Below are 17,111 nucleotides of genomic sequence, written 5' to 3' on the forward strand. Positions count from 1 at the left end.
CGGTTCCCGGGCTAGGACGCCGCGAAGAAGAAGCGTCAGACGCGGCGCCGAACCCCGCCGGTTCTGAGTCCACCTGACAGTTCTGCAGCGGAGCCAGCGGAGCTCATGCTGTTCGAGTTGCACGATGAGAGGAGGAGAAAGCGCATGGCTGATCGGAGCACCGAGCAGGAGGTGGAGCAGGCCCTCGCTGAAGACCGGTTGGCAGAAGCTGCCAGGCTTCTGCGCAGCTTGACTCCCCGCGAAGTGGTGGGTCTCATCGAGCGCACCACATGGCGGCGAGGCGCGGTGGTGTTCAGGCTGCTCGGCAAGGACCGGGCCATGGAGGTCTTCGAGCGTCTGGGATCCACCATGCAGGGGGAGCTGCTTCGCGGCCTCCAGGACGAGGACGTCGCGAGGCTCTTCGCCAAGCTCGAACCAGACGACCGCGTGCGTCTGCTCGACGAGGTGCCTGCGGCGGTGGCCAAGCGGCTGCTTGCGACGCTCGACGCCGATGAGTTGGCGACGACTCACCTCATGCTCGGGTACCCCAGCCGTTCGGTGGGCCGGCAGATGAGTCTCGCCCACGTCACCACCCGACCAGACTCGACGGTGGCTGAAACGCTGGAGCGGGTGCGTGAGCGCGCGCGAGACGCGGCGACCGTGTACACGGTGTTCGTGACCGATCACGAGCGCGGCCTGCTCGGGGTGCTGACATTGCGCAGCCTGTTCGAGAGCGACCCCGCGAGGGAGGTCGGGGAGCTCATGCAGCCGGCCGAATCGGCGCCGGTCGATGCGGATGCCGAGGAGACCGCCCGCATGTGCGAGGCGCTGCAGGAGCCGATTCCGATCGTGGACAGCGAGCAGAGGCTCATCGGCATCTTCACCATCGATGACGCGCACCGGGTGCTGCAGGATGCCGAGGCGGAAGACATCGCTCGCGCGGGAGCGCGGGAGCCGCTGCGCCGCCCCTACCTGTCGACGTCGATCCTGTACATCGCCCGTTCCCGTGTCGTGTGGCTGTTCGTGCTCGCGATCTCGGCACTGCTCACGGTGCAGGTGCTCGAGATCTTCGAGAGCACCCTCGAGCAGCTGGTCGCGCTTGCGCTCTTCATTCCTTTGTTGACGGGCACCGCCGGCAACACCGGTTCTCAGGCGGCGACGACCATCACTCGTGCACTGGCGGTGGCTGAACTGCGTCCCGGTGATATCGGCAAGGTGCTCTTCCGAGAACTGCGTGTCGGCGCACTGCTCGGGCTGTTGCTGGGCAGTGCGGGCTTCGCGCTCGCGTCGCTGGTGTACGGCCTGCCGATGGGAGTGGTGATCGGCACGACCTTGCTGTTCGTGTGCTCGATCGCTGCGACCGTCGGAGGTGCGATGCCGCTCATCGCCCGAGCGATCCGCGTCGACCCGGCCGTGTTCTCGACACCCTTCATCACGACGTTCTGCGACGCGACGGGGCTCGTGATCTACTTCACGGTCGCCAAGGCCGTGCTCCAGATCTGAGGGAAGCCGAGATCTGAGGGAAGCCGCTGGGATTCGCGAAGCGACCAATGGCTTCGATGCTCGGCCGCCGTTGTGCTCGGTGCAGGTACAGTTCGAGCCATGGGACAGCACGCAGACAAGCTGCGATCCGCGCGGAAGCATCAGAAGGCTGCCAAGAAGCGGATCGTGCAGAAGCAGTTGGATCGTTGGGCGAACGAGGGCGGCGCGTTGCCGGTGGAGCGCGACGCCCGACAGGGTCGACGCTCGGGCTGATTCGCGCTCGTCTCACCGCTCGGTGAGGCGGATGAACGCGCTCAACTCGGCCACGCCATCGGGCGACCGGGGCAGGAACTCGGTGAGCTCGGGGGAGTGCACGAGGAACGCTGCCCACTGAGCTCGCGATACGGCGACGTTCAGACGGTTGCGCATGATGAGGAACTCCATGCCTCGGGGCACGTCGGCAGCCGATGAGGCGGCGAGGCTGACGATGGCGATGACCGCTTCTTGGCCTTGGAACTTGTCGACGGTGCCCGCGCGCACACCTTCGAGGCCTTCGGCATCGAGGTGCTCCCTGATGGCGGCGACCTGCGCGTTGTAGGGCGCGACGACGATGATGTCGGCCGGCCGCAATGGTCGAGCCGCCGCATCATGACCGCCAGAACCCTCGTGCCAGTTACGGCCGAGCACCTCGGTCGCGAGCGACACCACGCGTCGCGCCTCCTCGAGCGACACGGTCGAGTTCCCGTGGTGCGAGACCGCGACCGCGTGAACCCCCGGTTCCAGATGCTCGAGACGGCGGCGGGCCGCATCTGGGTGTGAGCGCAGCGCTCCCTCGTACGAGAGTTGGGAGACGGCCGCGGCCACTGCGGGGTGCATGCGCCGGCTCTCAGCGAGGAAGTACCCGAGCTCAGCCGGGAGCACATCGTGCCCGTCGGCGATCCAGCCGAGTGCCGATTGGTCGATCGGTTCGGGGTGAGCTCCCTGGCTCACTTGAGGGAGTTGCTGGGGGTCGCCGAGCAGCAGCACATTGCGGGCCGCCACGCTTGCCGCGATCGTCGAGCCGAGCGAGAACTGGCCGGCTTCGTCGACGACGAGCAGGTCGAGCGATCCGCGCTCGACGCGCGACTCGTTGGCGAAGTCCCACGCCGTGCCGCCCAGGACGAACCCCGCCGCCGCGTGCTCAATGGCGAACTGGGCTGCCTCGTTCTTGTCTGCGAGCACCCTGTAGCTGCGGGCGGCCGACTCCGATCGGTCCTTCGGCGCCTTGGCCACGAGACGCGGATCGAGACCTGTGTCGGAAGCCACCTTCTCGAGAAGGTTCTCGACCACGCTGTGAGATTGCGCCACCACCCCGATGCGCCACCCGTGCTCGGCGACGAGCCTCGCGATCACACGGGAGGCGAGCCAGGTCTTCCCCGTGCCGGGCGGTCCCTGAACGGCGAGGTACGAGTCATCGAGGTCGAGCGAGCTCTCCACCACCGCTGTGGTGACGTCGCCGCCCACGACGGGGGCGAGCCGCCCGCTCCTCGTGCGCGGCGGTCGCCGGCGAAGGATGTCGCACATCGCGTTCTCGGGCCATGCACCGCCGTCGAGCGCGCGCACGACCTCGTCGGCCCAGCTTTCGATCGCCGACTGCTGCGCGCCGGCCCTCGGCGGTGCGCCGGGCGTCAGAGCCACCGGCAGGTCGTCGTATGGGGCGACGTCTCTTGCGAGGGTCTCTTCGACCAGCACGCCGTCGTCGAATACTTCGAGGACGCGCACTGAGCGATACGGTCGTGCCCCCGGGGCCTGCGCTGCCGTGGTGAACGGACCTGGCCACTCGTACACCATGTAGGGCCCCGATTGCTGGCTCGCCTTGACAGTGCTGCCGGGGGCCCACACCCCTTGCAGCTTGAGCTCGCGCCGTTCGACACGCTGACCGTCCTCGCGGTACCAGTCACGCTCGATCCATGATCGCTCGACTCGCAGCACATCGCGCGTCTCTGCCCACTCGTCGATCGGCGCCACCAATCGGAAGAAGTGGCCCCACCAGAAGCTCTTCTGCTCCCGATGGTGGTAGTCGATCGCCGCCGAAGCGAGCGCCGCGGCCGTCTGATCGGCGGTGCGCTCGTGCAGAGGCACGCCCGCGTGTCGCATCAGTCTGGCGGCGAGCGGTGACGGCTCCACCTCGAGCGCTTCGGCGTCGGTGTGTTCGCTTCCCGCTTCGACGCCATGCTGCGAGCCCAGAGCGAGCAGCCAGTCGCGGAGAGCAAGGGTCGAGCGGCAGTCGTACTCGTTGTACTCGGCGAGCGCTTGCAGCATCCGCTCGCCTTCCACCGTGTCACCAGCTTCGATGTGCTGCCGTGCCGCGACGTACTCGTCGATGGAGTCGGCGCCGGTCGTGACCTCCTGGCCTTCACGTGAGCCGGTCATGTAGAGCGGCTCGAGCTTCTTGATCGAGTAGGAGCGGCTGCCGACGCGTACGGCGCGTCGAACGACGGGGTAGAGGTCGACCAGCACGTGGTTGCGCAGCAGATCGTCGACCTCGTTCTCGCACACGCCGTGCCGGGCGGCGATCGAGAGGAGGTGCGTGCGCTCATAGCTCGCGTAGTGGTAGATATGCATGCCCGGGTACTGAGCGCGGCGCTCGCCGATGTATTGCATGAAGCTCTGCATGGCCGCTCGTTCGCCGGCGAAGTCGTGCGCCCACCACGACCGGAAGGTGCCGTCGGCTTCGATCAGTCCCCACAGGTAGTCCAAGCCCCAGGTGCGGCCGTCTCCCTCGGTATAGAGCGGGTCGCCCTCGAAGTCGAAGAACACGTCGCCCGGGTCAGGCTGGGGTATCACTCCGAGACAGCCGGCGTCTGCGATCTCCACGGGTGGTGGCGCGCCCTCCGCCGCCTGCAGTTGAAGGCGCGCCTGCGCTTTTAGCGAGTCGAACGTCGCGCCCGCGAGGCCATCAGGCCGCTCTGTCGCAGCGGCGAGCTCGTCGATCGTGCGGATGCCTGCGGCCGCCAGTCGCTCGCGCTGCTGCACGCGCATACCGGCCACCAGCAGCACGTCTCGGTGCGCCTCGACCTCGGCGGCGCACACCGCGCAGCGCCCGTCGACCGAGTACCAGTTCTCGCCCCACGGCACCGCCGCGCTCGCGGCGGAACGGTCGGCGACCAAGTGCTGCAGCCGCGCTCGCCGTTTGCGGTACACCGGCATGATGTCGTGCACCTGGTGCTCGCTCACCGTGCCGTCGCCGAGCAAGAGCTGCACAACGGGCGCGCACGCCACTCCTGAGCGCTCGAGCTGATCCACGTAGGCGGCCAGTTGGAGCAGCGCCGTCACCTTCGCGCGACGCGCGAGCTTCGTGTCTTGCACCAGATACGAGCCATCGGCGCGACGAACGATGAAGTCGGCGAATCCGACGAGAGAGCCGTCGAAGAACGTCGCCTGGAACACCACATCGGCGCCTGCTGCGAAGGCGTCGCGAGTGGCCGCCGCCGCTGCCTCGATCGATTCGGTCGTGAGCGTCTCGGGCCGCTCGATCTCGACGACACCGGCACCGAACCGATCGCGGTACTCAGCGAGCACGTTGAGCTCGTGCTGGTCGCCCAGCGCACCGGCACGGACGAGCATCGCGTCGTCATCGTCGGCAACCGTCGCCACGCGGCCGAGCTTCGCATCGATGCCCCGCAAGAACGCGAACTCGCAGTTCGACGCGAGCGTCAGGTCGCTCGGGCTCGTGATGATTCGTCCGTCGAGAATGAACATCGCGCCTCGCCTCCTCCTGATCGCCGATGTATCGGGTCGTGCTGCAGGAAACGCTAGCGAGGGCCGCCGACAATGAGTTCTCTCAAGGCAAACCCGCCGCAAGTTCGGCGAGCGCAGACACCGTGTTGAAGTTCCGCGCCGTCCCCTCAGCCGACCACGGGAGCACGAGCTTGGATCGCCCCACTCCGCTGGGATAGTGCACGTACACCTCGCGCTCGCCAAGAGCGATGCGCTCGTCGGTGACCTTGCGCACCGCGGTCAGAGTCTCTGGGGCAGGGGCGGCAGCCAGGAACACGACCATCAACCGGTTGCCTGCGGCATCCGGGAACGGGTTCGCCTCGATGACTTGGCGAAGCTGTTCGGCATTCCGCACAAGGACTTCCACCCGCTTGCCGATCCGGGTTTCGACTGCGGACCCCAGGTGGCTGGCCACTGCACGCTCACCGAGCGACGAGGTGAACACCACGTTGCCGCTGGCGATGTAGGTGCGAGCATCACGGAACCCCGCCACCTCGCATGCTTCACGGAGTTCGCCCATCGAGAGCTTGCCGGTGCCGCCCACGTTCACCGCGCGAAGCAGCGCTGCATACCGATGCCCCGGCATGTACGCCTACTCCTGCCGGCGCGAGAGGAAGGCGTTCATGCGGAGGTTCAGTTCGCTGTCGAAGGGACGCGGCACGCCGTCGAGCGTATGAACCGGCGCTGCGTGCCGCCCGCTCGACACGAGCCAGAGCGAGTCCATCTCGCCGAGCTGCTCGGCGGTGAGCATCGCATAGCCCGTGCGCAACCCCTCCTCGGCGGCGAAGTCGAAGACGCTGCCGAGCGTGGTGCCATCCAGGATGCCGAGCTCGATGCCCGGCGTGAGCAGGGTGTCCCCGCGCTGCACCACCAGGCTCGACGTGGGCCCCTCGAGCACGAAGCCGTCGCTCGAGATGAAGATCACATCGTCGGCGCCGCGCCGCACGGCTTCCCGGATCGCGGCCCGGTTGACGGCGTACGACAGTGTCTTCGCGCCCGCGAGCAGCCAGGGGGAGGTGCGTTCGACGTCGTGCCGCAGACCGCGGTCGAGCGTGACGACGGCGATCCCCTCCGTGCGTGCACGCGTGTGGTCCGGCGATTGCTGCCCGTGAACCCAGCCGGTGGGCCGGCCGTCGCCTTCGATGCCGCGGCTCATCACCGCTTTCACTGTGGCCTCGGGCAACGGCCCGAGCTTGTCGACCACTTCCAGGATCGCCCGTCGCCAGACAGCGAGGTCTGGAGACGGCAGATCGAGGATCGACGCGGACGACGCGAAGCGCCGCAGATGGTGGTCGAGCGCCTGGGGATATCCGTCGCCGACCGCGATCGTCTCGAACACCCCGTCACCGCGAGTGGCGGCGAGGTCGAGCACGCTGAGCTGCGGCGAAGCGGGGTCGGCCTCTTCGAAGTCGGGCGCGCCCGGACGGTGCGCTGCGGCATCCGCCGATGGTCGGTTGATCATCACGAGCACACCCATGCAGCAATTGTGCATGCCGACGGTGCAGGATGGAGCGCATGGTGTTCGTCAAGATCTGCGGGCTGCGTTCGGAAGAGCACGTCGACGCGGCGATCGAGGGCGGGGCGGATGCCGTCGGCTTCGTGCTCACCGACAGCCCGCGCTACATCGACGTCGACAGCGCGCGCAGCCTCGTCGAGCACGTCGCGCAGCGCGCCCTCACCTTCGCCGTGGTTCGCGACGTCTCTGTGGAGGAGGCGCATCGGCTGGCCAATGAGACAGGCGCCGAGGTCGTGCAGGTGCACGGCGAGTTCACCCCGCAGCAGATCGAATGGCTCGTGGCGCAGGGACGCCCGGTGGTGCGAGCCGTGCCCTTCAGCCGGGCCGACGAGGGCAGCCTGGGGGAGCAGTACCTCCTGATCGACGCGCCGCGCGCGGGCTCTGGCGAGCCGTGGGACTACGCGTCGATGCGTGACGCCGCACTGCCGAAGCAGTGGCTCTTGGCCGGCGGGCTCACTCCTGACACGGTCGCCGATGCCATCCGCGCCTCCGGCGCCTGGGGTGTCGATGTGTCGAGCGGTGTCGAGGTCGCCCCTGGGGAGAAGAGCAGCACGCTCATCCGGGCGTTCCTCGACGCGGCGAAGTCAGCGCGCGTCGCCCGCTGAGCGTCGCCCGCTGAGCGTCGTGCGCTCAGCATTGGCCGCCGAAGACCGGGTGCTGGCGCTGCGCCCACCGACCGGGCAGCCGCGCTGGCATCAAGGTCGGCCTGCGGTGCGCGAGCCGGGGTCAGCTCAAGCGTGAACGCACTTCGGCGAGCGAGGGGTTGGTGGCCGTGCTGCCGTCGGGGAAGATCACCGTCGGAACGGTCTGATTGCCGCCGTTGACCGATGCGACCAGCTCCGCAGTGCCCTCGACCTCTTCGATGTTGATCTCGGTATAGGGCACTCCGGCCCGCTCCAGCTGGGTCTTGAGGCTCTTGCAGTAGCCGCACCAGGTGGTGCTGAACATCGTGATCTCGCCGGCGGCAGGGGTGTAGGTCGCGACAGACATGCCTCTGAGCGTATGCGACCCACCTGAGATCTGCACTCGACCGGATGCCGTCATGCCGATCATCCGGCAAGCTTGAACGCGTGACATCAACTGTGCTGGCTCCTGCGAAGCCCATCGTGTGGTGGGGCGTCGTGCCGGCACTGCTGGTCGCGGCATCCGCCACACTGCTGTTCGCCGTGCAGACGCCGCTCGGGTACGCGACGCTCGCCGCGGGCCTGCTGGTGAGCGTGCTCATCGATCGGGCGCTGGCCCGTGACCTGCTGCTGATCGCACTCGGCCTGCTGATCATCAGCACCATCTCGCTCGAAGCCGATATCAGCTACGGGAACATGCTGCTGATGGGCAGCGTGCTGGGGTCCGCGGTCGCAGTGCCGTATCTCATCAGCCGCTTCGTCTATCGCGATCACGCAGTGCGCTTCCCCCTGCGACGAGGACAGCGCTGGTCGACCCTCGAGCGCAGCTGGCTCGTGATCGTGCTCGCACTGGGCTGGGCGCTCCTGCCGTTCTACTTCATTCGTTCCGGCGTATACCTGAACTGGCCCGCTGTGGAGGCGCCCGACGAGATCGCGCGCCTGTTCGTCGGGGTGAACGCCGTGGGCATCTGGGACGAGCTCTTCTTCATCTGCACCGTGTTCACGCTGCTTCGGCGCCATTTCGCGATGCCGACCGCGAACGTGCTCCAAGCGATCGTGTTCGTGTCGTTCCTGTGGGAGCTGGGCTACCAGGCGTGGGGCCCGTTGCTCACGATCCCCTTCGCGCTCGTGCAGGGCTGGATCTTCAGCAAGACCAAGTCGTTGCTGTACGTGATCGCGGTGCACCTGTTGTTCGACCTGGTGGTGTTCCTGGTGCTCGTGCACGCGCACCATCCGCACTTCTTGCCGATCTTCGTCTATTGACCGTGGGATACCGCTTCGCTCCATCGACGCGGCATGCCGCTCCAGCCCGATGGCGCCGCCCAGCCTCCGCCCGCTAGCCTCGAACCCGATTCCCATGCCCGACAGCCCACTCGCATCCAGCCCCTACGAGGTGCTCGGCGTGCCACCGACCGCCTCGCAGGAAGAGCTCCGGAAGGCGTATCGACGGATGCTGCGAGCCACGCATCCCGATATGGGCGGCAACCCCGTGCGGTTCCATGCCGTGCAGCGGGCATGGCAGCGCGTCGGCACGCCTGAAGACCGTGCTGCATGGGACGCCGGGCGCGGGCGAGGGGCGGAGCCGGGCTCGCCCGTCAGCTATGCGCCCCAGCCGCCGCCGAAGCGGCAGGACAGTCGCCCGAGCGCTCGCATCTACGGGCACCCGGGGGGTTGGCACCGGGAGCGCTTTCTGACGCTCATGCGCGAGTGGGTCGGGCGCGGCGCTCCGGCGCCTGATCTCTTCGACCCGGCGCTCGTGCAGAGCGCGCCGCGTGAAGTGCGTCACGAACTGGCGGCGGCGATCGCCGAGGAGCAGACGGCTCGCACGCTGGCGTCACTCGGCATCGGGTTCACCGTTTGGCACGATGTCGACACCTCCGCGGGAAAGCTCGATCACATCGTGCTCGGCCCGTCGGGTCTGTACGCGATGCTCAGCGAGGACTGGGGAAGCACGGTCCGGTTGAAGCGAGGCGAGCTCATCGGCGAAGGCATCGGTGCGGGCGAACGCCCGGTGCAGACCCTCGCTCGCCGGGCCAAGGCCGTGCAGAAGGTGTCACGCGCTAGGTTCACCAGCCTGCTCATCGTCGTTCCAGACGACGCCTCACCACAGTCGCTCGAAGTCATCGGCCCGGTGAAGGGCGCGCTCGCCGCGGTCGTGCAGCAATCCCGCCTGGCCGATGTGATGCGGCACGGCCTGCCTGGCGCGCAGCGCATCGGTGGCACCGAGTCGTTCGAGGTGCGCACGAGGCTGCAGGCCTCGGTTGAACTGCTCTGAGTTCACACCGACCGGTGCTGAGCCGCCCTGAGTTGCGAGCGGCGCGCCCGACTAACTCAGCCGACCAAGGTGAGCATCAGGCGCGAGTCTTCGACCGCTCGTACCTCGTGCCGCTCGAGCGCCTCGACCCGGATCAGCATTCCCGGACGCAGGTCCACTTCGCGCCCTCCCACGGTGACGAGCAGATGACCGTCGAGCGCCTGCATCAGAAGCGTCTTCGGGGCCGAGTGCTCCTTCAGCAGGTGGCCGGCCTCGAACGCCAGTACGACGATGCGCACGTCGGGCGACTTCAGGACGGTGTGGTGACCGAGCCTGCCTTCCTCCACCGGCGCCCGGCCGAGCAGGTCGTCGACGACGAGGACTCGGTCTTCAGTGACGTCTTCCATGGCCCCAAGCTACCCGCCGGGCGGGTGGTCCCGCGCGGTGTGAGGCGCGCTGCCGGCCGTGTCAGGGGCAGGCCCGTATCGGTCGGCGCCTCAGTCTCGCCAGCGCGCGAACGCCTCGCATCATTGCTCGAACTCGACCAGTAGCGCCTTGAAGCTCGGCGGCAGCACGACGTTTTCTGGTGCGTCGGCGAAGAATGGCGCGATCTGCTCAGGCGTGTACCCGGCGATGCCGCACCCGATCTCAGTCACGAGGAATCGCAGGTGCGGATGCCGCTTCGCGAACTCCAGGAATCCGGCTACTTCGACGCAGAGTTCTTCGAGTCCGCTCATCGTGTCGATGGCGTAGGACTGCCCGTGCAGCCCGTGTCCTTCCCCCCAGACGGCGCCGAATCGTTCATGGGCGAATCGGGCCGCGCCTCCGGCGTGCATGCCGTGGGCGTTCGACCCGAAGACGAAGATCTCGTCATCGCGCAAGGATTCGATCCGCACGCTGCGAGCGTACGGCGAGTCGACGCGGCGCTCAGCAGTTCACAGGGGATTCAGCGCTGCCCGATCCCGACTGCTCACTCGTGTCGGGCGCGACAGGCCAGGCGAGGCGCCCGCCAAGTGGAACGTGGTTCCACTTCGGCGCGCCGCGCATGGGAGGATGGGCGGGCTCCGCCGCCCGGCGCGGGGCCGCAGCATCCGGCATCCGTCATGCCCTACTCATGAGAGGCACTCCGTGCGCAACGAACTCGGCATTGCTCCGCTCACCGACCGCTCGCTCTCGGCGCTCGACTTCGTCAAGACGGCCGCGGCGGCCGGCTTCGATGCGACGGGCGTTCGGGTGTTCCCTGTGACGGCGGACGATCCGGTGCTCGAGTACGGCAGCACTGAGTTCGACGAGGTCCGGCGGGCGGTCGCAGACACCGGCATCCGCGTGCTCGACATCGAGGTGTGCGTGGTCGAGCCCGGCACCGAGCGGGACTTCTGGCGTCGCGGGTTCGAGATGGGAGCGCAGCTCGGCGCGTCGTACGTCAACATCGTCGGCCGCACGCCGGATGCCGGCCTCTTCGCCTCCAAGCTCGCGGAGCTCACCGCCGACGCCCACGAGGTGGGACTGCAGCCGGTGCTGGAGACGGTCAACTACACCGACTTGAACTCGTTCGACACGGCGGTGCGGCTCGCGCGCGAGGTCGGATGCCAGGTCGAGCTCGACGCTCTGCACTTCTTGCGCACCGGCGCGACCGTTGAATTGATCGCCGAGAACGCAGACCTCTTCCCGATCTTCCAGCTGTGCGACGCGCCGGCTGTGCTCACTGCCGCGGACGGCGGCCGCCCGAGCGTTGCGGACGAGATCGAGGAGTCGCGCCACGGACGCCTGATGCCGGGCGACGGCGACGCACCGATCCGTGAGCTGCTGCGGCTGCTGCCCGACGATGCGTGGGTGAGCGTCGAAGTCGTGAATGCGCGACTTCGTGCGCAGTACGACGCGCAGGGCTACATGGAGATGCTGCTGCGCGAGTGCCGCAGCTACCTCTCGACCGTCGCGGTCTAGGCTCCCCAACCCCCTGGCGCGGCCGCGGGGGGAGGCGTAGGGTCGGCCCCGTCCAGGGCGATGGGCCCCTTCCACTCCGCTGCGAACGGAGGCCTCATGGGCTTCGACCAGTATCACGAGCCGGCCGCGGAACTCTCGGCAGAGACCCGCACGTTCGCGCGGATGTGCGCGAACCTCACGGAGGAAGCCGAGGCGATCGGCTGGTACCACCAGCGCATCTCGGTCGAGCCGGATGCCGCCTCGCGGGCGATCATGCACGACTCCCTGGCCGAGGAGTACAAGCACTTCAGCATGGAGCTCGAGTTCCTGCTGCGCCGTACGCCGGTCTGGCGCGAGACCGCGCGCGGCATCCTCTTCCAGAGCGGCGACATCGTGGAGCTCGGCAACGCGGCAGAGGGCGATGCGGAGGCCGCAACAGCGCCAGCGACCGACTCGGCTGCCGCTGACGGAGCCGGCCTGGGCATCGGCAGTCTTCAAGGGAGGGCGTGACGATGGATCATCTGCTTCGGGAGCACGCCCCGATCTCCGACCTGGCATGGAAGCTCATCGACGACGAGGCGCGTGAACGACTCGTCGACTCGCTCGGCGCGAGGAGGCTCGTCGACTTCAACGGGCCGATGGGCTGGCAGCGGTCGTCTGTGAATCTCGGCCGCGTCGACCGGCTCGACAACGGACCTGTTCCCGGGGTCACGACTCGGCGGCGCCGGGTGCTGCCGATGCTCGAGGCACGAGCCGAGTTCACCGTGTCTCGAGAGGAACTCTTCGATGCCGACCGCGGCGCCGTCGACGTCGACTTCGACGATCTGGCGGAGGCGGCTCTGCGCGTGGCCCGGCTTGAGAACATCGCGGTGTTCAACGGATGGGACGCCGCGGGCATCGTCGGCATCATCCCCTCGTCACCCCACCGCCCCGTGCCGCGCGTCGCCGATTTCGCGGACTACCCGCAGCGGGTGGCGCAAGCTGTCGAAGCCCTGCTGAACCACGGCATCGGGGGCCCCTACGCCCTGGCAGTGAGCCCGGACGACCACACGGCCATCGTCGAGACCACCGAGCACGGGGGCTACCCGCTCTTCGAGCATGTGCGCGCGATCCTCGACGGACCGATGGTGCGCGTGCCAGGACTCGTCGGGGGAGTGGTGCTCAGCCAGCGCGGAGGCGACTTCCTCTTCGAGTCTGGGCAGGACCTCTCGGTCGGCTATCGCCACCACGACGCCGACTCGGTACGGCTGTACATCGAGCAGACCTTCACGTTCCACATCGCGACGCCCGAGGCGGCCATCGCGCTCGTGTCCAGCCAGTCGCTCGAGCGCTGATTCGGCATCCGATCGTCACTCGGGCCTCGACGCCGCACGTCGAGCTACCCGGCCTGGATGCCGTCCGTCAACGCCATCCGAGGGCGGGCGCGACGTGCTTCAAGATCGACTCGATCACGTGGGCGTTGTAGTCGACGCCCAGCTGATTCGGCACGGTCAAGAGAAGCGTGTCCGCGGCTTGGATCGCCTCGTCGCCGCGGAGCTGCTCGACGAGCGCGTCGGGCTCGTCAGCGTAGGACCGGCCGAACACGGAGCGGGTGCTGTCGATGTAGCCGAACTGGTCATCACGCTCGCCACTGCCGAGGAAGTACCGTCGATCGCGCTCGTCGACGATCGCGAAGATCGATCTCGATACTGACACCCGAGGCTGGAATCCGTGCTCCTGCTTCGCCCACTCGTCGCGGAACGCCTCGATCTGCTTGCGCTGCTGCACGTGGAACGGTTCGCCTGACTCGTCGTCTTTGAGCGTGGATGACATCAGGTTCATGCCGCGCTGAGCCGCCCACCGCGCGGTGGCATCGGAACCGGCACCCCACCAGATGCGGCGGCGGAGGCCCTCGGAATACGGCTCGATACGCAGCAGCCCGGGTGGATTCGGGAACATGGGCCTCGGGTTCGGCTGGGCGAACTGCTCTCCAGAGAGCGCCATCAGCGCGAGCTCCGCGTGACGTCGCGCCATGTCGGCTTCTGTCTCGCCCTCCGCCGGCTCGAACCCGAAGTACCGCCAGCCGTCGATCACCTGTTCGGGCGATCCCCGCGAGATGCCGAGCTGCAGTCGCCCTCCCGCGATGAGGTCGGCGGCGCCGGCATCCTCTGCGAACGCCAGTGGATTCGCGTAGCGCATGTCGATCACGCCGGTGCCGATCTCGATGCGCTCAGTGCGGGCGCCCACAGCGGCGAGCAGCGGGAACGGGGAGCCGAGCTGGCGGGCGAAGTGATGCACCCGGAAGTACGCGCCGTCTGCGCCGAGCTCCTCGGCCGCGACGGCCAGGTCGATGCTCTGCAGCATCGCGTCTGCCGCCGTGCGAGTCGAGGAGGAGTGGTGCGGTGTCCAGTGCCCGAACGACAGAAAGCCGATTCTCTTGCTCACGCGGATGACAACCGGCCGTCGCAAGCATGTATTCCGGGCGCGGAAACCGGCAGCCGATCAGCGGGCGACGCGGTACCGCAAGAAGACGGCGCCGGAGTCGAAGTTGCGCGTCTCGACGCGCTCGAGGTCGACGCGACGTTCCTCGTGCGCGAAGTAGGGTATTCCTCCGCCGACCAGCACAGGGCGGATCATCAACTGGTACTCGTCGATGAGCCCGGCTGCGGCCGCCTGGGCCGCGAGCGTGGCGCCGCCGATGGCGATGTCGCCGTCACCGGGCTCGGCTCGAAGCCGATCGATCTCGTCGGCCACGGTTCCAGTCGCGAGCCGCGCGCTGCCATGCACGTTCGACAGCGTCTTGGAGAACACGACTTTCGGAAGTGGATTCCACAGCGATGCCCACTCCTGCTCGGCGGCGTCGAACGATGGCGTCTCCTCCGGGTCTTCCCAGTACAGCATCGTCTCGTACAGCTTTCGGCCGAGCAGGTGCACGCCCACCGGCCGGAGCTGGTCGATGAAGAAGCGGAACTCCTCGTCTGAGGGTCCCGACCAGTCGAACGTTCCGTCAGCAGCGACGATGTAGCCGTCGAGCGAGACGTTCATCGAATAGGTCACGTTGCGCATGATCGGCCTCCAGACTCGTGCGTCGATAGTAGGGACTTCGAACGCCTGAAGCGAGGCCTGGAGCGAGACTCGGGCGTACACTCGCGGCATGGAATGGCTGGTGCTGGCCGTTGTAGCCCTCGCTGTCGTGGCGATGTGCGTGGGCAGCCTGCGGTTCCGCCGCAGCGGCGCGGGCAGCGGCGACGGGCTCGGCGGCCTGGCTGGAGCGCTCGGCGTCATGGACGAGGTGTTCAACCCCGCTCAGCGGCACGCTCGCGAACATCTCGAGACCGAGAAGATCGTGCCCGCACCGGCACCGCTCGCAGGCGATCGGCCCCTTGAGGAGGGGCGGATCACGATCAGGCTGCCGCGGCGCTGACTGGCGCTTCGGCGTCAGTGGGGTGCGGGTGCTCCTGCGGGCGGCGCACGAAGGCCGCCGCGATGATCGTGAGCGTGAACAGCACCGCCGCCGCGAAGAACGCGAGCTGCACGCCCTCTGCGACCGCGACCGTCTCGACGGCTCCTCGCGCCTGACTGGCCTGCTGCTGGATCGACATGACCGTCACGAAGAGTGCCGTGCCCGCAGCTCCCGCCACCTGCTGCACCGTGCCGACGATCGCGCTCGCGTGCGAGTACAGCGAGGGTGCCACCGACGCCATCGCCGAGGTGAACAACGGCGTGAAGATCAGCGCGAGACCGGCGCTGAGCACAAGATGCGCGCCGAGCACGAAGTACGCGGACGCGCCCGGGCCCGTGGCCGACAGCATCCACAGTGCCGCGCTCGCCATCGCGGTGCCTGGAACCAGCAGCGGTGTCGGCCCGAACCGGTCGTACAGCCGACCCACGAACGGCGCCAGCAGCCCCATGAGCAAGCCACCGGGCAGGAGCAGGAGCCCGATCATCAGCGGCTCCAGCTCGAGCGCCTGCCTGAGGTAGATCGGCAGCAGAATGAGGGCGCCGAAGAGGGACGCCATCGCGATCACCATGAGCGCCACGGTCACAGAGAAGTTCGTGGAGCGGAACGTGCGCAAGTCGAGCAGCGCCCGATCCCGGCGTTGCAGTCGCAGCTGTCGCCAGACGAAGAGCACCAGCGCGATGACTCCGACAGCGATGGTCGCCCACATCTGCGTCGCGGATGCCGCAGCATCTGCCGGCTGCGCACTGCTCTCGCCGATGCGGCTCAGGCCGTAGATCAGGCCACCGAACCCCAGCGCCGAGAGCATGACCGAGAGCAGGTCGATCGGCACCTGCTTCGGCTCGGTCACATTCGCGATCCGCTTCGCGCCGAGCGCCAGCATCCCGAGCGCGATGGGCAGCACGATGATGAAGATCCACCGCCAGCCGAGAGAGTTCAAGATCACGCCTGACACGGTCGGGCCGATTGCGGGCGCGACCGAGATCACGATCGACACGTTGCCCATCGTGCGTCCGCGGGCTCCGGGCGGAACCAGCGTCATCAGCGTGGTCATCAGCAACGGCATCATGATCGCGGTGCCGGATGCCTGCACCACGCGGGCGGCGACCAGCACGGCGAACCCGGGCGCCAGCGCGGCCGCGAGCGTGCCGAGCGAGAACAGCGACATCGCAGCGATGAAGATCGGACGGGTATTGAACCGCTGCAACAGGAACCCCGTGATCGGGATGACCGTCGCCATGGTCAGCATGAATGCGGTCGAGAGCCACTGCGCGGCGCGCGCGTCGACCTCGAGATCGATCATGAGCTCAGGGATGGCAACGCTCATGATCGTCTCGTTGAGGATGACGACGAAGCTCGACGCGAGCAGCAGCCAGATCACCAGGCGATTGCGTCGGCCGAGCGCTTCGGCCGATGAGACGGCCGTCACGCCTGTCGCCGAATCGGGAGTCGTCGCAGAGGCGGAGGCGGAGGCGGAAGGAGAGTTCTTGTGCGCAGCGTTCATGGTCTCAGTCGTCAGTGCCCTGTGGTCGGGGAATCGTCACGGATCCGTCGAGAGCGGCGGAACGAGCGCGGCGTGGAGCGCCGAGATCGTGGTGAGCGAGCGCATGCGCGGAGGGCCTCGACGCGCACCGCACCATTATTCACGTCGGGACGTGCTCGCGCGACCCTTTCGGCGTGTTGCGACGGGCTGATCGGCATCGCCGGGGCGTTTCGGTGCTCTCCTCGCTGTCGGAAAGGGGTCGTGAGGCCCGTAGTGGGGGCATGACAGAGCGTGAACGCCCTGGCCGTAACGAGAAAACCTCAATATGGTCGCGAGCGTGTGGAGAAATTGTCGAAATCTCAGTTTTCTCATCGTGGCTGTCCTTGGTCTGGTGCTTGTGCCGGGTGTCGATCACTCGGCGCAGGCGGCCGAGAGTGTGGAGGTCCCATACGACTGCAGCGCGTCTTTGCGTCTGACGAGCGGGGACGGGCGCCACGGCGTAGCCATCGACGTTCCTCGAGGCGTGAACTATTTGGAATCAGTCCGTCTGGTTGTCGTAAATAGCGCTGGCGGCACTCCAGAAAACGCGTTCCGAGTCTCAGTCAACAGTTGGAACGGCCCCGGAACATTGGGATCGGCTCTGTTTGAGAGCG

Annotated in this window: 18 protein-coding genes; 9 read left to right on the forward strand and 9 right to left on the reverse strand. The window is 67.7% G+C overall.

Annotated elements, in window-relative coordinates; genetic code table 11:
• Positions 1-144 precede the first annotated feature (144 nt).
• Both mgtE and QF206_RS00950 read left to right on the forward strand, forming a co-directional pair.
• Entirely contained in the window at positions 145-1,482 is a 1,338-nt protein-coding gene (gene mgtE, locus QF206_RS00945) for a magnesium transporter (protein ID WP_281487324.1), read from the forward strand.
• A gap of 99 nt (positions 1,483-1,581) precedes the next feature.
• On the forward strand, positions 1,582-1,734 hold the full coding sequence (locus QF206_RS00950; protein ID WP_281487325.1) for a hypothetical protein: 153 nt from the start codon (positions 1,582-1,584) through the stop codon (positions 1,732-1,734).
• Between the two features lie 12 nt (positions 1,735-1,746).
• Here QF206_RS00950 and QF206_RS00955 read toward each other — a convergent pair whose 3' ends face one another.
• The 3 genes from QF206_RS00955 to QF206_RS00965 all read right to left on the reverse strand — a co-directional run bounded on the left by QF206_RS00955 (position 1,747) and on the right by QF206_RS00965 (position 6,697).
• Complete coding sequence (locus QF206_RS00955) at positions 1,747-5,202, reverse strand: TM0106 family RecB-like putative nuclease (RefSeq protein WP_281487326.1); 3,456 nt, start codon at positions 5,200-5,202, stop codon at positions 1,747-1,749.
• Between the two features lie 82 nt (positions 5,203-5,284).
• Positions 5,285-5,806, reverse strand: coding sequence for a DUF1697 domain-containing protein (locus QF206_RS00960; protein ID WP_281487327.1), 522 nt, complete (start codon positions 5,804-5,806; stop codon positions 5,285-5,287).
• Between the two features lie 6 nt (positions 5,807-5,812).
• The gene (locus QF206_RS00965) at positions 5,813-6,697 is read right to left on the reverse strand and encodes an aminodeoxychorismate lyase (protein WP_281487328.1); all 885 of its coding nucleotides are present in this window, start codon (positions 6,695-6,697) and stop codon (positions 5,813-5,815) included.
• A gap of 38 nt (positions 6,698-6,735) precedes the next feature.
• Here QF206_RS00965 and QF206_RS00970 point away from each other — a divergent pair, with 38 nt between their 5' ends.
• Positions 6,736-7,341, forward strand: coding sequence for a phosphoribosylanthranilate isomerase (locus tag QF206_RS00970; RefSeq protein ID WP_281487329.1), 606 nt, complete (start codon positions 6,736-6,738; stop codon positions 7,339-7,341).
• Between the two features lie 121 nt (positions 7,342-7,462).
• Here QF206_RS00970 and QF206_RS00975 read toward each other — a convergent pair whose 3' ends face one another.
• Positions 7,463-7,726 carry a mycoredoxin gene (locus tag QF206_RS00975; RefSeq protein ID WP_281487330.1) on the reverse strand — a complete coding sequence of 88 codons (264 nt, stop codon included), beginning with the start codon at positions 7,724-7,726 and terminating at the stop codon, positions 7,463-7,465.
• A 44-nt stretch (positions 7,727-7,770) separates the two neighbouring features.
• Between QF206_RS00975 and QF206_RS00980 the strand changes: the two genes are divergently transcribed.
• Both QF206_RS00980 and QF206_RS00985 read left to right on the forward strand, forming a co-directional pair.
• Entirely contained in the window at positions 7,771-8,622 is an 852-nt protein-coding gene (locus QF206_RS00980; RefSeq protein WP_422785338.1) for a CPBP family intramembrane glutamic endopeptidase, read from the forward strand.
• Positions 8,623-8,716: 94 nt separating this feature from the next.
• On the forward strand, positions 8,717-9,634 hold the full coding sequence (locus tag QF206_RS00985) for a J domain-containing protein (protein ID WP_281487332.1): 918 nt from the start codon (positions 8,717-8,719) through the stop codon (positions 9,632-9,634).
• A gap of 56 nt (positions 9,635-9,690) precedes the next feature.
• Here QF206_RS00985 and QF206_RS00990 read toward each other — a convergent pair whose 3' ends face one another.
• Positions 9,691-10,020, reverse strand: a complete 330-nt coding sequence (locus QF206_RS00990; protein WP_281487333.1) for a cupin domain-containing protein — start codon at positions 10,018-10,020, stop codon at positions 9,691-9,693.
• Between the two features lie 120 nt (positions 10,021-10,140).
• Complete coding sequence (locus QF206_RS00995) at positions 10,141-10,509, reverse strand: A1S_2505 family phage non-structural protein (protein WP_281487334.1); 369 nt, start codon at positions 10,507-10,509, stop codon at positions 10,141-10,143.
• 232 nt (positions 10,510-10,741) lie between these two features.
• Here QF206_RS00995 and QF206_RS01000 point away from each other — a divergent pair, with 232 nt between their 5' ends.
• The 3 genes from QF206_RS01000 to QF206_RS01010 all read left to right on the forward strand — a co-directional run bounded on the left by QF206_RS01000 (position 10,742) and on the right by QF206_RS01010 (position 12,870).
• Positions 10,742-11,557 (forward strand): sugar phosphate isomerase/epimerase family protein, encoded by an 816-nt coding sequence (locus QF206_RS01000; RefSeq protein WP_281487335.1) that lies wholly within the window; start codon positions 10,742-10,744, stop codon positions 11,555-11,557.
• A gap of 96 nt (positions 11,558-11,653) precedes the next feature.
• Positions 11,654-12,046 carry a ferritin family protein gene (locus QF206_RS01005; protein WP_281487336.1) on the forward strand — a complete coding sequence of 131 codons (393 nt, stop codon included), beginning with the start codon at positions 11,654-11,656 and terminating at the stop codon, positions 12,044-12,046.
• Between the two features lie 2 nt (positions 12,047-12,048).
• Positions 12,049-12,870 (forward strand): family 1 encapsulin nanocompartment shell protein, encoded by an 822-nt coding sequence (locus QF206_RS01010; RefSeq protein WP_281487337.1) that lies wholly within the window; start codon positions 12,049-12,051, stop codon positions 12,868-12,870.
• Positions 12,871-12,937: 67 nt separating this feature from the next.
• Here QF206_RS01010 and QF206_RS01015 read toward each other — a convergent pair whose 3' ends face one another.
• Together QF206_RS01015 and QF206_RS01020 are read right to left on the reverse strand one after the other, a co-directional pair.
• Complete coding sequence (locus tag QF206_RS01015; protein WP_281487338.1) at positions 12,938-13,960, reverse strand: LLM class flavin-dependent oxidoreductase; 1,023 nt, start codon at positions 13,958-13,960, stop codon at positions 12,938-12,940.
• A gap of 57 nt (positions 13,961-14,017) precedes the next feature.
• Complete coding sequence (locus QF206_RS01020) at positions 14,018-14,581, reverse strand: dihydrofolate reductase family protein (protein WP_281487339.1); 564 nt, start codon at positions 14,579-14,581, stop codon at positions 14,018-14,020.
• An 88-nt stretch (positions 14,582-14,669) separates the two neighbouring features.
• Between QF206_RS01020 and QF206_RS01025 the strand changes: the two genes are divergently transcribed.
• Positions 14,670-14,939 carry a hypothetical protein gene (locus QF206_RS01025; protein WP_281487340.1) on the forward strand — a complete coding sequence of 90 codons (270 nt, stop codon included), beginning with the start codon at positions 14,670-14,672 and terminating at the stop codon, positions 14,937-14,939.
• Here QF206_RS01025 and QF206_RS01030 read toward each other — a convergent pair.
• Entirely contained in the window at positions 14,920-16,479 is a 1,560-nt protein-coding gene (locus QF206_RS01030) for a DHA2 family efflux MFS transporter permease subunit (RefSeq protein WP_281487341.1), read from the reverse strand. The two genes, QF206_RS01025 and QF206_RS01030, sit on opposite strands and share 20 nt — an antisense overlap.
• Positions 16,480-17,111: the final 632 nt, after the last annotated feature.

Origin of the sequence: Ruicaihuangia caeni, assembly GCF_029952955.1 — a bacterium.
In the GTDB taxonomy this organism is placed as follows: domain Bacteria; phylum Actinomycetota; class Actinomycetes; order Actinomycetales; family Microbacteriaceae; genus Ruicaihuangia; species Ruicaihuangia caeni.

Excerpts from the sequence above, each read along its gene's own strand:
- QF206_RS01025 (WP_281487340.1), top strand. The coding sequence starts at position 14,670 with ATGGAATGGCTGGTGCTGGCCGTTGTAGCCCTCGCTGTCGTGGCGATG.
- QF206_RS00955 (WP_281487326.1), bottom strand. The coding sequence starts at position 5,202 with ATGTTCATTCTCGACGGACGAATCATCACGAGCCCGAGCGACCTGACG.
- QF206_RS00975 (WP_281487330.1), bottom strand. The coding sequence starts at position 7,726 with ATGTCTGTCGCGACCTACACCCCTGCCGCCGGCGAGATCACGATGTTC.
- QF206_RS00970 (WP_281487329.1), top strand. The coding sequence starts at position 6,736 with ATGGTGTTCGTCAAGATCTGCGGGCTGCGTTCGGAAGAGCACGTCGAC.
- QF206_RS01010 (WP_281487337.1), top strand. The coding sequence starts at position 12,049 with ATGGATCATCTGCTTCGGGAGCACGCCCCGATCTCCGACCTGGCATGG.
- mgtE (WP_281487324.1), top strand. The coding sequence starts at position 145 with ATGGCTGATCGGAGCACCGAGCAGGAGGTGGAGCAGGCCCTCGCTGAA.
- QF206_RS00990 (WP_281487333.1), bottom strand. The coding sequence starts at position 10,020 with ATGGAAGACGTCACTGAAGACCGAGTCCTCGTCGTCGACGACCTGCTC.
- QF206_RS01030 (WP_281487341.1), bottom strand. The coding sequence starts at position 16,479 with ATGAACGCTGCGCACAAGAACTCTCCTTCCGCCTCCGCCTCCGCCTCT.
- QF206_RS00985 (WP_281487332.1), top strand. The coding sequence starts at position 8,717 with ATGCCCGACAGCCCACTCGCATCCAGCCCCTACGAGGTGCTCGGCGTG.
- QF206_RS00965 (WP_281487328.1), bottom strand. The coding sequence starts at position 6,697 with ATGGGTGTGCTCGTGATGATCAACCGACCATCGGCGGATGCCGCAGCG.
- QF206_RS00950 (WP_281487325.1), top strand. The coding sequence starts at position 1,582 with ATGGGACAGCACGCAGACAAGCTGCGATCCGCGCGGAAGCATCAGAAG.
- QF206_RS01020 (WP_281487339.1), bottom strand. The coding sequence starts at position 14,581 with ATGCGCAACGTGACCTATTCGATGAACGTCTCGCTCGACGGCTACATC.
- QF206_RS01005 (WP_281487336.1), top strand. The coding sequence starts at position 11,654 with ATGGGCTTCGACCAGTATCACGAGCCGGCCGCGGAACTCTCGGCAGAG.
- QF206_RS00960 (WP_281487327.1), bottom strand. The coding sequence starts at position 5,806 with ATGCCGGGGCATCGGTATGCAGCGCTGCTTCGCGCGGTGAACGTGGGC.
- QF206_RS00980 (WP_422785338.1), top strand. The coding sequence starts at position 7,771 with ATGCCGTCATGCCGATCATCCGGCAAGCTTGAACGCGTGACATCAACT.